This window comes from Paraburkholderia tropica (assembly GCF_014171495.1).
GTDB classification, from domain to species: domain Bacteria; phylum Pseudomonadota; class Gammaproteobacteria; order Burkholderiales; family Burkholderiaceae; genus Paraburkholderia; species Paraburkholderia tropica.
This window is the reverse complement of the sequence record NZ_CP049135.1, coordinates 816062-830288: the sequence shown is the minus strand read 5'-3', so window position 1 is coordinate 830288 and position 14227 is coordinate 816062. Positions and strand designations below refer to the sequence as shown.

At 69.4% G+C, this 14227-nt stretch carries 15 protein-coding genes and 1 riboswitch; of the genes, 8 read left to right on the top strand and 7 right to left on the bottom strand.

The genetic code is table 11. The annotated features are described in order from the left end of the window. Positions 1 to 6 precede the first annotated feature (6 nt). The gene (locus G5S35_RS18570) at positions 7 to 1062 is read left to right on the top strand and encodes a magnesium chelatase ATPase subunit I (protein ID WP_237181445.1); all 1056 of its coding nucleotides are present in this window, start codon (positions 7 to 9) and stop codon (positions 1060 to 1062) included. 128 nt (positions 1063 to 1190) lie between these two features. Then, positions 1191 to 1736 carry a vWA domain-containing protein gene (locus tag G5S35_RS18565; RefSeq protein ID WP_074986658.1) on the top strand — a complete coding sequence of 182 codons (546 nt, stop codon included), beginning with the start codon at positions 1191 to 1193 and terminating at the stop codon, positions 1734 to 1736. A 25-nt stretch (positions 1737 to 1761) separates the two neighbouring features. Here G5S35_RS18565 and G5S35_RS18560 read toward each other — a convergent pair whose 3' ends face one another. The 5 genes from G5S35_RS18560 to cobG form a co-directional block, all read right to left on the bottom strand. Further along, on the bottom strand, positions 1762 to 2766 hold the full coding sequence (locus tag G5S35_RS18560; protein ID WP_183039388.1) for a flagellar brake protein: 1005 nt from the start codon (positions 2764 to 2766) through the stop codon (positions 1762 to 1764). 88 nt (positions 2767 to 2854) lie between these two features. Beyond that, on the bottom strand, positions 2855 to 4582 hold the full coding sequence (gene cobJ, locus G5S35_RS18555; protein ID WP_234775102.1) for a precorrin-3B C(17)-methyltransferase: 1728 nt from the start codon (positions 4580 to 4582) through the stop codon (positions 2855 to 2857). Then, complete coding sequence (locus G5S35_RS18550) at positions 4579 to 5334, bottom strand: precorrin-2 C(20)-methyltransferase (RefSeq protein ID WP_074986657.1); 756 nt, start codon at positions 5332 to 5334, stop codon at positions 4579 to 4581. Before G5S35_RS18550 ends, cobJ begins: the two co-directional genes overlap by 4 nt. Further along, positions 5335 to 5961 carry a precorrin-8X methylmutase gene (locus G5S35_RS18545; protein ID WP_065059500.1) on the bottom strand — a complete coding sequence of 209 codons (627 nt, stop codon included), beginning with the start codon at positions 5959 to 5961 and terminating at the stop codon, positions 5335 to 5337. After that, positions 5961 to 7397, bottom strand: a complete 1437-nt coding sequence (cobG, locus tag G5S35_RS18540) for a precorrin-3B synthase (RefSeq protein WP_183039387.1) — start codon at positions 7395 to 7397, stop codon at positions 5961 to 5963. Before cobG ends, G5S35_RS18545 begins: the two co-directional genes overlap by 1 nt. A 51-nt stretch (positions 7398 to 7448) precedes the next feature. Next, positions 7449 to 7642: riboswitch (cobalamin riboswitch) on the bottom strand. A 62-nt stretch (positions 7643 to 7704) separates the two neighbouring features. Here cobG and cbiE point away from each other — a divergent pair. The 5 genes from cbiE to G5S35_RS18515 all read left to right on the top strand — a co-directional run bounded on the left by cbiE (position 7705) and on the right by G5S35_RS18515 (position 11471). Continuing rightward, positions 7705 to 8937 (top strand): precorrin-6y C5,15-methyltransferase (decarboxylating) subunit CbiE, encoded by a 1233-nt coding sequence (cbiE, locus tag G5S35_RS18535; RefSeq protein WP_183039386.1) that lies wholly within the window; start codon positions 7705 to 7707, stop codon positions 8935 to 8937. Further along, entirely contained in the window at positions 8934 to 9692 is a 759-nt protein-coding gene (locus G5S35_RS18530; protein WP_183039385.1) for a cobalt-precorrin-6A reductase, read from the top strand. The genes cbiE and G5S35_RS18530 overlap by 4 nt, the downstream gene beginning before the upstream one ends. 18 nt (positions 9693 to 9710) lie before the next feature. Beyond that, a complete protein-coding gene (gene cobM / locus G5S35_RS18525) occupies positions 9711 to 10442 on the top strand; it encodes a precorrin-4 C(11)-methyltransferase (RefSeq protein WP_065059504.1) in 732 nt (243 codons plus the stop codon). 139 nt (positions 10443 to 10581) lie between these two features. Then, positions 10582 to 10935 (top strand): type II toxin-antitoxin system PrlF family antitoxin, encoded by a 354-nt coding sequence (locus tag G5S35_RS18520; RefSeq protein WP_234775103.1) that lies wholly within the window; start codon positions 10582 to 10584, stop codon positions 10933 to 10935. Next, positions 10932 to 11471: a type II toxin-antitoxin system YhaV family toxin gene (locus G5S35_RS18515; protein ID WP_074986653.1), complete on the top strand. Its 540-nt coding sequence runs from the start codon at positions 10932 to 10934 to the stop codon at positions 11469 to 11471. The genes G5S35_RS18520 and G5S35_RS18515 overlap by 4 nt, the downstream gene beginning before the upstream one ends. A gap of 59 nt (positions 11472 to 11530) precedes the next feature. Here G5S35_RS18515 and G5S35_RS18510 read toward each other — a convergent pair whose 3' ends face one another. Together G5S35_RS18510 and G5S35_RS18505 are read right to left on the bottom strand one after the other, a co-directional pair. Next, a complete protein-coding gene (locus G5S35_RS18510; RefSeq protein ID WP_065059506.1) occupies positions 11531 to 13006 on the bottom strand; it encodes a sodium:solute symporter family protein in 1476 nt (491 codons plus the stop codon). Beyond that, positions 13003 to 13230: a DUF3311 domain-containing protein gene (locus G5S35_RS18505; RefSeq protein ID WP_065059507.1), complete on the bottom strand. Its 228-nt coding sequence runs from the start codon at positions 13228 to 13230 to the stop codon at positions 13003 to 13005. The genes G5S35_RS18510 and G5S35_RS18505 overlap by 4 nt, the downstream gene beginning before the upstream one ends. A 258-nt stretch (positions 13231 to 13488) precedes the next feature. On the opposite strand from G5S35_RS18505, the gene G5S35_RS18500 reads away from it, so the two are divergent. Beyond that, positions 13489 to 14169 carry a MarC family protein gene (locus G5S35_RS18500; RefSeq protein ID WP_065059508.1) on the top strand — a complete coding sequence of 227 codons (681 nt, stop codon included), beginning with the start codon at positions 13489 to 13491 and terminating at the stop codon, positions 14167 to 14169. Positions 14170 to 14227 lie beyond the last annotated feature (58 nt).

Here is a 14227-nt window from a genome sequence, read left to right as displayed (position 1 = left end):
CGAAGCATGAGCCGAATCATGAACGAAGCGGGGACCCGTCCCGCCTTTCCCTTCGCCGCGCTGGTCGGCCAGGCGCCGTTGCAGCGCGCGCTGCTGCTCGCGGCGATCGACCCGGCGATCGGCGGCGTGCTCGTGAGCGGCCCGCGCGGCACCGCGAAATCCACGGCGGCGCGCGCGCTGGCGGCGCTCTTGCCCGATGGCGCGTTCGTCACGCTGCCGCTCGGCGCGAGCGAGGAGAAGCTGATCGGCACGCTCGATCTCGAAGCCGCGCTGCGCGAGAACGCCGTGCGCTTCGCGCCGGGACTGCTCGCGCGCGCGCATGACGGCGTGCTCTATGTCGACGAAGTGAATCTGCTGCCCGATGCGCTCGTCGACGCGTTGCTCGACGCCGCCGCGAGCGGCGTGAACACGGTCGAGCGCGACGGCGTTTCGCACACGCACGACGCGCGTTTCGTGCTGGTCGGCACGATGAATCCGGAAGAGGGCGAGTTGCGTCCGCAATTGCTCGACCGCTTCGGCTTGATGGTCGAGCTGGAGAATTGCCACGATGCGAGCGAGCGTCAGCGCATCGTCAAGGCACGGCTTGCGTTCGATGCGAATCCGCAGGCGTTTTGCGCGTCGCACGAAGCGGCGCAACACGAACTCTCGCAGCGTTTGCGCGCCGCACGCGTGGCGCTCGATGCGCTCGCCTGGAGCGATGCGGTGCATGAACGCGCGGCGCAGCGCTGCGTGGACGCGGCCGTGGACGGCTTGCGCGCCGATCTCGTGATGCTGCGCGCGGCGCGTGCGCTCGCGGCCTTCGAAGGCGCGGCGCAGATCACGCCGGATCACGTCGATGCGGTCGCGGACGCGGTGCTCGCGCATCGCCGTCGCGCGATGCCGGAGCCGCCTGCGCCGGGTGGAAATGCGCAGGCGCCGGAGCCATCGCGCGATGCTTCTGATCATCAGCGCGAATCCGAAATCATGACCGATTCTGATGCCGATTGGGGCGAGCTTGCGCCCGAGCCGGTCGCCGCGCGCCAGGTCAAAGGCGTGATCCCGCTGCCCGCAAAAAAACGCTGAGCCGCCGGGCAAGGGCCGCCGCCCAGGCACAGGGCGGCGCACGGCGGCGTGATGGCCCCGGACGCGCGCAGGCGCGTCTCACACGCGATGCCGCGCCGAACGCGCGCATCGCCTGGCCGCCCACGCTCATGGCCAAACGCGGCGAAGCGCTGCGCGCCGCGCATCTGCGCTATGCGCCGCGCAAAACCGGCAGCGGCGCGCTGCATTGCTTCGTGCTCGATTGTTCCGCGTCGATGCTCGCGCGCGGTCAACTCGCGCTCGCGAAAGGGCTGCTGATCGCGCTATTCGATCGCGCGCGCGGCGAACGCGTGGAAGTGGCGCTGATCTGCTTCGGCGGCGCGCGCGCCGAACTGCGTTTCGGTCCCGCCGTGCCGCGCTGGTGGAACGAGCGCTGGATCGAGCCCGTAGGCGCGGGCGGCGGCACGCCGCTCGAAGCGGGCCTCGCGCGCGCGTCGCAACTGCTCGAACGCGCCGCGCGCCGCGATCCTGGACGCGCGCGTCATCTGTGGCTGTTCAGCGATGGCCGCACGACGCAATTTCCCGCGCGTCCCGCGCACGCCGATCACGTGACCGTGGTCGATTGCGAGGCGTCGGCGCTGCGTCTCGGACGCTGCCGCGCGCTCGCGCAGGCGTGGGGCGGCGCGTGCATCGACGCCGACGCAATGCTCGCCTGAAGGCGGAACGGCGCGTTCAGCGCGCTCAGCGCGCCGCGCCGGTCCAGTAGAGCACGTCGTCCTGGCGATCGAACACGTAGACCTTCATCGCCATCTGCTCGGCGGGCGTGAGGCCGTCGAGTTCGAGGCCGAGCGTGCTCAGCGGCGGCGTGCCGTCTTCCTGCTGCACGTTGCGGATCACCGCGCTCGATTCGATCATGGTGTCGAGATCGCCCGAACGCAACCGGAACGCCACGCGCAGCCGTTCGCCCACTTTGCCGAGCGCCCACGGCGCGGCAATCGAGAGCCCGAGCGCGCTGATGCCGCGCGCGAGCGCGACGCCCTGATAACCCTCGCTGTCCGCGCCGATGCCGTAACGCACCGGAAATTGCGCGCGCACGCGAATCGACTTGCGCTCGCGCAGCAGGCGGATATTGGCGGGCTTCGAAAGCACCAGATAGCCGAGCGGCGCCTGATAGATCGCGTGGATCGTGCAGACGAAGCGATACACGGCCTGGCTCGCGATGGCGACCAGTTCGACGTTCTCGCCGGGCGTGATCTCGATCGGGCGGCCATCGGCATAAGGCAGCGTGACGAAGATCGCCTCGTTTGGCGCGAAGCCAATCAGCTTGCACGGATGCATGGGCGCGCCGCTCGCGCCTTGCTGCGGGCGCAGCCCCATCAGCGCGCCGATGTTCAGATGCAGATCGCGCACGCTCGGCAGCGTGGCCGGCGGTTCGTCGCTTTTGGGGGCCGCGGCGGGCGTGGCGGACGGTCCGGCGGCGGACGCGTCGAGGTCGCCGCGGCGGGGCGCGAAATGGCGGAACAGGAAGTCGCGTTCGGCGTCGCCGACCAGCGACGCGCCGCGATCCAGCAGCAGCGTGCCGTCCTCGTCGACGACGGGCCAGTCGAGCGGCTGGCCGACCGGTAGATCGGCGGGCGTGAGCGGCGTGGCGTCGTGGGGAGTTGCGGAAACTGCAGCAGTCGCAGATGCGATTTCAGAAGCGACTTCGGAAGCCGCAGCGGAAGCGGTGGCAAGAGTGTCGGTCATCGGCGCGCCAGGGTGAGTAACAGATTCCCTGCGTTAACGGCGCGCCGCGACAAAACTTCAGTGCGGACTCAACGAGTCGCCTTGCGATTTATTCCGCATAGAAACGCGGCGTGTAGACCCATTCGCGCAGCGCTTCCTGCGCGCCGCCGCGCGGGAAGCCGCGCGTGGTCGAGGAACCGACGATCACCATCGTGCGCATATCGACATCCGACGATTGCAGTTCGCCGAGCGTCGTCGTGCGCAGCGTCTCGCCTGGGCGGCCGACGTCGCGGCCCAGCACCACGCGCGTCTCGGGCGAGCGCACCGCGCGCACGATCTCCAGCGCGCGGTCGAGCTGCCACGGACGCGCGCGCGAGATCGGGTTGTAGAACGCCATCACGAGGTCCGCGAGCGCGGCGTGATGCAGACGCTTTTCGATTACCGACCACGGCTTCAGATTGTCCGAGAGCGAGAGCATGCAAAAGTCGTGGCCGAGCGGCGCGCCGGCCTGAGCGGCGGTCGCGAGCGCGGCCGAGACGCCCGGCACGATCTGTAGTTCGACGCGCTGCCAGCGCGGATCGTCGGCGCCTTCGAGCGCTTCGAGCACGGCGGCGGCCATCGCGAACACGCCGGGATCGCCCGACGACACCACGGCCACATGGCGGCCTTCGCACGCGAGTTCGAAGGCGTGACGCGCGCGCTGCAATTCCTCGCGGTTGTCGGTGGCGTGGCGGCGCTGGCCGGGGCGCGGCGGGCCGGCCATGTCCACGTACGTCGCATAACCGACGATGTCGGTGGCGTCGTCGAGCGCGGCGCGCGCCATCGGCGTGAGCAGGTCGGCGCGGCCCGGCCCGAGGCCGAGCACCGTGAGCTTGCCGCGCGCCTGGCCGAGCGTGGCCGCGTCGAGCGGCGCGCGCGCGACGGCGAGCGCGATGCCGTGCGCGTCGTCGGCGTGCGGCGTGGCGTCGTGCAGTTTCAGGGCGTCGATCAGGTGCGCGGCACGCGCGTGATCCGCGTCATGGGCGAGATCGACGAAACGCAGCGGCACGCGCAGCACCGTCGCCGCCTGCGTGAGCGACGCGTCGCCCATCAGCGCGGCGGGCGCGAGCAGCGCCGCGAGCGAGGCCGTCGCGAGACCGTGCTCGTCGAGCGCGGCCTGCACGTGATCCGCGAGCCGTTCGTGCGCGGCGCGCACGGCGGCCACGACGCTGCGCGGATGAATCACGAGTTGCGCGGGATCGCCGTCCCAGACGTGCGGACTCACGCGGATCGCATGCGCGGCCGCAGCGTCGCGCGGCAGATCGACGTGATCGAGCCAGGGCGCGTCGCCTTCGATGCGCGTGGCGTCGCCCGCGAGCAGATCGGACACGAAACGTTTGCCCTGCGCGAGACTCGACAGCGCATAACCGTCGGGCGGATTGAGCAGGCAGGTGCCGAAGCGCAGTTCGCCGCTCGTCGTGATCGCGGGCGCGATGCCGAGCGCCGCGCCGATCTCGCGCGCCATCACGTTCACGCCGGTCAGGCCGCCGAGCAGCGGCACGACCGCGCTGCCGTCCTCGGCGAGCGCGAGCACGGGCGGCTCCGCGCCCTTGTTCGCGAGCAGCGGCGCGAGGCAGCGGATCACGATGCCCGCCGCGCACAGCGCGACGAGCGGCGTGCCGCGCCGGTACAGCTCGCGCAGATGCTCGCCGAGTTCGCTGAACGCGATGTCGCCCGGCGCGCGGTCTTGCAGCGCATGAATCTGCGCGCCCGCGTAGCACGCCTTCACGCGCTGCGCGGTGGCGAGCGCGCCCGGGCCGAGCACGATCACGGCGGGCGCGCGCAGTTCGGCGTTCATGCTTGCCATTTTTCCCCCGGCACCACGAGCAGCGAAAAATACGGCGAGGCCATCGGATCGACATCGTCGAGCGGGACGATGCGCTGGTTCGCCATGGTCGCGCGCTCGACGTAGAGCGCGCGCTTCGCGAGCCCGAGATCGGCGAGCACGCGGCGCACTTTCTCGAAGTTGCGGCCGAGTTTCATGATGACGGCGGCGTCCGCGTCGGCGAGACGGCGGCGCAGTTGATCCTCGGGCAGCACGCCCGAGAGCACCGCGAGACTCTGGTTGCGGTACACGAGCGGCGAGCCGAGCACCGCCGCGCCGCCGAGCATCGAGCACACGCCGGGCACGACGTCGACTTCGTAGCGCGCGGCGAGGCGGTCGTGCAGATACATGTACGAGCCGTAGAAGAACGGATCGCCTTCGCAGATCACGGCCACGTCGCGGCCCGCGTCGAGATGCGCGGCCACGGTGCGCGCCGCGTCGTCGTAGAAGTCGGCGATGATGGTCTCGTACGAGAGCGGCGGTTCGAGCGTTTCGGTCGTGACCGGATAGACGAGCGGCAGGCGCTCCTGTTCCGGGCCGAGATGCGCTTCGACGATGCCGAACGCGTTGCCCTTCTTGCCCTTGGCGACGAAGTAGGCGAGCACGGGCGCGGCCTTGAGCAGCCGCAGCGCCTTCAGCGTGAGCAGTTCGGGATCGCCGGGACCGACGCCGATGCCGTACAGCCGGCCGGTGCGCGGCGTGGGATTCGGTTCGTGCTCGAACATTTATTCGATCTCCGAAGCGAGTGCGTTGACGGCGGCGGCGGCCATCGCGCTGCCGCCGCGCCGCCCGTGGACGACCACGAACGGCACGCCGAGCGTCGAGGCGGCGAGCGCGGCTTTCGATTCCGCCGCGCCGACGAAGCCCACGGGCATGCCGAGGATCAGCGCGGGGCGCGGCGCGCCGGCCGCGATCATGTCGAGCAGATAGAACAGCGCCGTGGGCGCGTTGCCGATCGCGACGACGCTGCCTTCGAGATGCGGACGCCACAGTTCGAGCGCGGCGGCCGAACGCGTGTTGCCGAGTTCGCGCGCGAGCGCGGGCACGGATGGATCGTCGAGCGTGCAGATCACGGCGTTGTCGGCGGGCAGGCGCGCGCGCGTGACGCCGAACGCGACCATTTTGGCGTCGCAGAGAATCGGCGCGCCGTGCGCGAGCGCGCGGCGGCCGGCGTCGCCCGCGCCCGGCGAGAACGCGAGGTCGGCGGCGACATCGACCATGCCGCAGGCGTGGATCACGCGCACGGCGAGTTTTTCGAGGTCGGCGGGAATGTGCGCGAGATCGGCTTCGGCGCGGATCGTCGCGAACGATTCGCGATAGATCGCCTGGCCGTCGCGGATGTAATCAGACATCAAAAAGGCTCCGGGGCGCGCTGCGCGATGGCGTGCGCGGCGGCTTCGAGGGTCAGGTGGCGCGCGACGAGGCGGCCGAAACCGGCTGCGCTCGCGTCGCGCTCGTAAAGATCGTAGTGCGCCGGCGCGGCGGCCAGCAGCGTGAACGGCGCGCGGTGAGCGGCGGCGCAGGAACGCTCGCAGCCGCTCAGGTGCGTCTGCACGTGCGGCGGCAGATGCGGCGCGAGGCGCAGCGCGTCGGCCTTGGTGTCGGCGCGGCTTTTCGCGCAGCCCGCCGAGCCCGTGCAGGCGATCGTGCGCGCGAGCGGATCGGCGGCGTCGACGCTCAGGCCGAGCGCGCGCAGGGCGTCGAGCACGGGCATCAGCGCCGCGCGCGCGACGTGCGGCACGAGCGCGCCTTGCCACGGCGTGATGCGCAGCGTGGCGTCGCCGTGGCGTTCGGCGAGGTCGGCGAGCGCGTCGAGCGTGGCGGCGTCGAGGCGCGCGAGCGGCGGTTGCGCGCCGACGTAGCCGTCGCCGTTCGCGTGCAGCGCGTGCGCGCCCAGGCGTCGCGTGAGATCGACGCGCGGGCGCTGCCAGTTCGCGGGCGCGTGGTGATCGGCGGCGGGCTGTGGCGTCGGGATCGCGAAATCGGCATGACGTTGCGCGGCGTCGAGCAATGCAGCGGCGCCGTGCGAGGCGATCACGTCGCGCATGCGCAATTGTTCGGGCGCGGCGAGATCGAGAAACGCATGCAGCAGCGCGCGGATCAGCGCCTGAACCTGCGTGGCGGCGATGGAGCCGGTCGCGCCGTCGTCCGGACAACCGGCGAGACCGAACGCGAAACGCGTTGCGTCGCCTTCGCGCGTGGCCGCGAGCCAGATATCGTGCGGATGATCGAGCGCCGCGAGTGACTCGCCGCCGTCGATCAGCAGGGCGAATTTCGGCGACAGCGCGGCGAAGCGCGGCTCGTTTTGCAGCATCGCGACGAGCGGCGCGGCGAACGTCGTGGTGTCGAACAGCGCGTGCGGATCGAGGCCCGCGAGCGGGCTCAGCATCAGATTGCGCAACTCGTCGGCGGCGCACAGATTCGCGGGCGTCTGCACGCCGTTCGCGGGGCCGAGGCCGCCGGCGATCAGCGCGGCCGTGAGCGCCGCTTCCTGGCCCGCGCGGACGCCGCGAATCTGCACGTTGGCGCGGTTGGTCAGTTCGAGCGTGCCGTCGGCATCAGTGCGCGCCGCGTGCGCGATGGCGCGCGCCTGGGCGGCGCTCAGCACGCCGCCGGGCAGACGGATGCGGCACAGTCCGCCGTCACGCGCCGCGACGACGCGCACGAGCCCCGGACACGCCGAGCGGCGCGCCTCGGCAAGCGTGGCAGGGGACGAAGCGGGCTGCGAATCGTAATTCAAGGGACACCGTGGTTGCGTCGCGCGAGGCGGAGCGCCCCGGCGCGGCATGCGCTGGCGGGACGATGGCCGCCGGTACACCCCGCCCGGCATGGGCTCGCACGAACAGTCGTTCGGCCGGCAGGTCTCCTGGCTCGCAGGTCGGCGGCCGCATCGGCCTTCCCGGTAAAACCAGTGGCTCGGGTGGATGCGGTCTCGCTGCTCACAGTCGCGGGGGCGGCCACAGTTTTGCTGTGTTCCCTTTTATGCCGTCGAGGTTTTCAGGCCCGTCCGGCGCCGGCGGAAGCGGTATTATGCCCGTTTTCCAGCGTGCTCCGCGAGACGAAACGGCGCGCGCGCAACCCGGAACGGAGATCGGATGCAGGGCAGGCGGGCGTGGCTGACGGTGATCGGCATAGGCGACGACGGATACGCGGGACTCGGACGCGCCGCGCGGCGCGCGCTGTTCGAGGCGGATGTCGTGACGGGCGGCGAGCGTCATCTCGCGATGCTGCCCGCGCGCGTGGGCGCGCGCCGCGAGGCCTGGCCGCAGCCGTTCAGCGTCGCGCCGCTGCTGGCGCTGCGCGAATCGTCGCAATCGCAGTCGCGCGTATGCGTGCTCGCGAGCGGCGATCCGATGTGCTTCGGCGTGGGCGCGACGCTCGCGCGTCATGTGCCGATCGATGAAATGGCGGTGCTGCCCGCGCCGTCGTCGCTGTCGCTGGCGGCGGCGCGGCTCGGCTGGGCCTTGCAGGACGTGGCGGCGGTGTCGCTCGTCGGCCGTCCGCTCGACGCGCTGCGCCGCCATCTGTTCGCGCGCTCGCGCGTGCTTGCGCTGAGCGCCGACGGCCGCACGCCCGCCGCGCTCGCGGCGCTGCTCGCCGCGCAGGGTTTCGGCGCGACGCGCCTGAGCGTGTTCGAGCATCTGGGCGGTGCGCTCGAACGTCGCATCGAAGGCCGCGCCGATGCGTGGCAAGTGGACGAATGCGCCGCGCTCAATCTGGTCGCGTTCGAATGCGAGGCCGACGACGCCCGGCGTGCCGATGCCTGGACGCTCACACCCGGCCTGCCCGACGACGCCTTCCAGCACGACGGCCAGCTCACCAAGCGCGATGTGCGCGCGCTCACGCTCGCGCGCCTCGCGCCGACGCCGGGCGCGCTGCTCTGGGACGTGGGCGCAGGCAGCGGCTCGATCGGCATCGAATGGATGCGCGCACATCCCGCTTGCCGCGCGATCGCGATCGAAGCGAACGCGCAGCGTCAGCGCTTCATCGAGCACAACCGTAACGCGCTGGGCGTGCCCGCGCTGCAACTGGTGGCGGGCCGCGCGCCCGATGCGCTCGCGGGCCTCGCCGCGCCGGACGCCGTGTTTATCGGCGGCGGCGTGACGGTGCCGGGCGTGCTCGACGCCTGCTGGGAACGGCTCGCGCCGGGCGGGCGGCTGGTCGCCAACGCGGTGACCGTGCAGAGCGAGGCGGCGCTCGTCGCGTGGCGCGCGCAGCACGGCGGCACGCTCACGCGCATCGGCATCGGCGAGGCGGAACCGCTCGGGCGTTTCGACACCTGGCGCCAGGCGCTGCCCGTCACGCTCTACGACGTGCGCAAGCCATGAGCGCGCGCGCGCCTCGTCTCCTGTTGCTCGGCGGCACCGGCGACGCGCTGCGCATCGCGCGCACGCTCGCGCCCGAGCATGTGTACAGCCTCGCGGGTCTGGGCCGCGTGCCCGCCGATCTCGCGTGCGCCGTGCGCGTGGGCGGATTCGGCGGCGCGCCAGGACTCGCGCGCTATCTCGCCGACGAAGCGATCTCGCTCGTGCTCGACGCCACGCATCCGTACGCCGCGCGCATCAGCGCGAACGCGGCGCAGGCGTGCGCCGACGCGCGCGTGCCGTACTGGGCGCTGCGCCGCGCGCCGTGGCAGCCGGAATCGGCCGACGATTGGCGCTTGGTCGACGGCTGGACCGGCGTGACGGACGCGCTCGCACCGTTCGCGCGTCCGCTGTTCACGCTGGGCCGCGAACCGCTCGCGCATCTCGACGAGATTCCCGCGCATCAGCACTGGACGATCCGCTGTCTCGACGCGCATCCGGGCCACGCGCGCGCCGAGGTGATCGACGCGCGCGGGCCGTTCAGGCCCGAAGGCGAGCGCGCGCTGTTCGCGGCGGGGCGCTTCGATGTGATCGTCAGCAAGAACAGCGGCGGGGCGGCCACCGAAGCGAAGCTCGCGGTCGCGCGCGAACGCGGCTTGCCCGTGGTGATGATGCGGCGTCCGACGCTGCCGTCCGCACAGCGCGAATTCGACGCGCCGCAAGAGGCCATCGACGCGCTTCGCGCTTTTGTTGCTCCGAGCTTTCGATTCACCGATTAACACGCAGGATTTGAACGCATGACCGTCTACTTTATCGGCGCGGGTCCGGGCGATCCCGAACTGATCACCGTGAAGGGCCAGCGCCTCGTGCGCACGTGTCCCGTGATTCTCTACGCGGGCTCGCTCGTGCCGCCCGCCGTGCTCGACGGCCACCGCGCGCAGCAGGTGGTGGACACCGCGCCGCTCACGCTCGACGAGATCGTCGCGCTGCTTGATGGTGCGCATCGCGCCGGACACGACGTCGCGCGCGTGCACTCGGGCGATCCGTCGCTGTACGGCGCGATCGGCGAGCAGATCCGTCGTTTGCGGGAACTCGGGATTCCTTATGAAATCGTGCCAGGCGTGACCGCGACGGCGGCCTGCGCCGCGACGCTCGGCAGTGAACTCACGCTGCCCGGCATTTCGCAGACGCTGATTCTCACGCGCTACGCCACCAAGACCGCGATGCCCGAAGGCGAAGCGCTCGGCGATCTCGCGCGCCATCGCGCAACGATGGCGATTCACCTGGGCGTGCGGCATATCGCGCGCATCGTCGAGGAACTGCGTCCGCATTATGGCGACGATTGTCCGGTGGCCGTGGTTTATCGGGCAAGCTGGCCCGACGAGGAACGCGTGACGGGCACGCTCGCGGATATCGTCGCGAAGGTGCAAGCCACCGATATCGAGCGCACGGCGCTGATTCTGGTCGGCCGCGTGCTGGGCGCGGAGGGATTCGCGGATTCGACGCTGTATGGCGCGGGGAAGCGATAAGGCCCGCATTTCCCCGCATTTGACGGGTTCGAGCGTGATTCGAGCTTGACTTGAGCGACGACAATGCAGTTGCATTGCCTAGGCAATGCAACTGCATTACCATTGCATGTATGACGAACGGATGCAATGGGAGTCGATCATGGCCTCTTCTTTTGTGCGCGACGCGGACCTGATGGTCGAGGCGGAATCCTCGCTGACCGACCGCTATCAGACTACGGTGCCGGAGCCGATCCGGCGCGCGCTGAAACTCGGCAAGCGCGACAAGATTCATTACAGGGTCAAGTCGTCGGGCGAAGTCGTGATGGAGCGCGCCGCGCCCGAGGACGAAGAAGATCCCGCGTTCGCGCCGTTTCTGGATTTTCTCGCGCGCGAAATCCAGCATCGGCCGGAGACGCTGCGCTCGTTTCCGCCGGCCTACGTGGCGCGTGTCAGGACGTTGACGCAAGGCGTCGAGATCGACCTCGATGCGGTCCTTTCCCCGGATGACGAATGACCACGGCGGGGGCATCACACGCGCAGACACCGATACTCGTGGTCAATGGATGGGCGATCTTCGCCCATCCGTGCTTTCTCGATCAGCTCGAATCGTTGTTGGAAGAAGTCGAGGCGCTCAAGCGTAAGCTGCCGGAAGATTACCTGACGAAGAACGCGACCAGGCGGCTCGCGGCCATCGCGAAGCTTGCCTGGGAACTGATCCCCGACGATCCGGAGAAGGCGGAATACCGGCAAGGCGACACCTTGGGCGATGCGCGCAAACACTGGTTCCGCGCGAAATTTTTCCAGCAATATCGCTTGTTTTTTCGCTTTCACAAACCGAGTCGAACGATCATTCTTGGCTGGGTGAACGACGATCGGACCCGGCGCGCCTATGGCTCGGCGAGCGACGCCTACCGGGTGTTCGGCAAGATGCTGGACCGCAAGCGACCGCCGGACGACTGGGACACGTTGCTGGCCGAAGCGCGCGCCGCCACGCCGGGACTGGCGAAGGCGACGGGTTCTTCGAGCGCTGCTGCGAAGTCAGCAAAATAAAAAAGGCCGTCGCAAGACGGCCTTTTTTGCATGCGGCGCCAGCCCGTCAACCCCCACCCTCAATGCGCCCCCGCATGCTCGTGATCCGCGTGCGTGCGCGGCTGCGTCACCACGCTCACGGCGGCGAGCACGACGATATTCACGCCGAGCGCCAGAAAACCGATATTGATGTCCTTGAGCGCATCGGGCGCGAAGGGGATCAGTTGCGCGACGCTCACGTGCATCAGCGTGGTCAGCGCGACCACCAGCGCGCCCGCGAGAATCCCGCAGAACGCGCCTTGTTTCGTCACGCGATTGCGCGGCGCGAGGCTGCACACCAGCGCCGGGAACAACTGCGTCACGAAGTTATAGCCCATCAGCAGGAGCGCGACGATCGTATCTCCGCCCTTGAGCGTGAAGCCGACCGCCACCAGCGCGATCACCGGCACGAACATGCGCGCGAGCCGCGCGACGCGTGCGTCGTCGGCGGTTTTCATCATCGCGCCGCGATAGACGTCGTTGGCGAGCAGCGTCGATGCCGTGGTCAGGATCATCGAGCCCGGCACGAGCGCCGTGAGCACGCCCGCCGCGCCGATCACGCCGACGAACCACGGGTCGAAGGTTTGCAGCGAAAGCCGGAACAGCGAGAGATCGATGTCGCCGCCCTTGAGGCCCGGCACCTTGAGCACGGCGGCGAATCCGCAGAAGAACACGAACAGCAGGATCAGCTGATACAGCGGCAGGATCATTGCGTTGCGGCGGAAAATGCGGTCGTCCTTCGCGGTGTAGACCGAGCCGAACGTATGCGGCCACATGAAGAAGCCAAGCGCCGTGAGCAGCACCGTCGACTGGAACCACGTCACGCTCTGGCCCTTCGCGGGGAAGGTGAGGAAGCCGGGTTTGGCGGCGTCGATGGCGCGGAACATCTCGCCGAGGCTGCCGTAATGATGGATCGGCAAATAGATGCCGAGGAACACGGCGATGGCGAGAATCATCGTGTCCTTCACGACGGAATTCCATGCGCAGCCGCGCACGCCCGAGACGATCACGTAGGCCGTCACCACGGCCGCGCCGATCCAGATGGCCGCCGTCGACGAAATCGCGCCGTACGAGGCCGTCGTCACGATGATGCCGAGGCCCTTCAGTTGCAGTACGAGATACGGCACCAGCGCGAGCACGCCCACGCACGCGACCAGCACGCCGAGCGCGGGGCTGTTGTATTTGCGCGCGAAGAAATGCGGCTGCGAAACGAGGCGGTGCTGCTTCGCGAAGCGCCAGATGGGCGGCAGCATCCAGTACGAGAGGATGTACGCGAGCGTCGCGTAAGCGAGGATGTAATAGACGGGCGCGCCCTTGCCGTACGCGAAGCCGCTGCCGCCGAGAAACGTGAACGTGGTGTAGATCTCGCCCGCCATCAGCAGGAACACGAACGCGGTGCCGAAGCTGCGTCCGCCCACCGACCACTGTTCGAGATTCATGTCGTGGCCGCGCCGCGCGCGCATGCCGAGCGCGAGCGCCACGATCGTAATCGCCACGATGATGAGAAGCGCGCTCATGATCGCACCTCGCGCGGCAGGTCGGATTCGCCGTCGAGCGCGACGCGGTTCGACGGATCGAGCCGGTAGACGATCGCCATGATCACCGAGGTCAGCACGACCCACATCACGATCCACGCCAGCACCAGCGGCATGCCGAGCACGAGCGGCTCGGTATGGTTCACGAACGGCACGCCCAGCAGGATGCCGATGAAGGGCAGGGCGGCAAGCAACCTCAGTGACATGGCGACTCCTTGGGAAGAAGGCAAACGTTGCGTCCGGGTGCGGTCCCGCCACTCTATTCCCGCGAACGCGCCCCGTAAAGCTGCCAAAAATCCCTGATCTCCCGCCTGCGGCGCGCGCCGGTACGCGGGTATCGTTGTTGCGTCGCATCAAGCGTGCGGCGGCCCGCGCGCGGGCAGGCACCGTCGGGACACGCCGCGCATCGCTTTGGGTACACTGCACGCAGCCTGGCCCTCGTGGGGCCTTACCGGATTGCCTTCATGATCGAGAGCCTCATTTCCGACATTCTGTTCGGTTTCACCGGACTGATCAGCATCATCAACCCTATCGGCATCGCGTTCGTCTTTCTCGACCGCACCTCGACGCTCACCGACGAGGAGCGCCGCCTGCTCGCCAAGCGCGTCGCCACCAACGCCTGTTTCGTGCTGCTCGCGGCCTTTTTCGTCGGCACGCCGATCCTGCATTTCTTCGGCATTTCGATGGAGGCGCTGCGTATCGGCGGCGGTCTCGCGGTGGCCGTTTCCGGCTGGCAGATGCTCAATGCGCCCGAACCGGAGCCGCCCGTGGCGAACGATCCGGCGGTCAAGCCGGTGAGCGCGTGGTCGGCGACCGGCAAGGCTTTCTTTCCGCTGACGATTCCGCTCACCACCGGTCCCGGCTCGATTGCCACGGCCATCGCGCTGAACGCGAACCGCACGCACAAGCTGTCGGCATGGCTGCTGTCGAGCATCGCGTCGGTGGCGATTTCGGTGCTCGTGATGGTCGTGATCTATTACGTCTACAGTCGCGCCGCGCGCCTCGCGCACTATCTGGGCGTGGAAGGCACGCGCGTGGCGATGCGCGTCTCGTCGTTCCTGTTGTTGTGCATCGGCGTGCAGATCATACTCACCGGACTCACGGGCTTTCTCACGCCGATTGCCGGGCTTCACGTCGCGAACTGAGCGGGCGAAAGCGCCCGGCGCGGCCGCCCTCATCGACATCGTCAGACGAAGGAGTGAC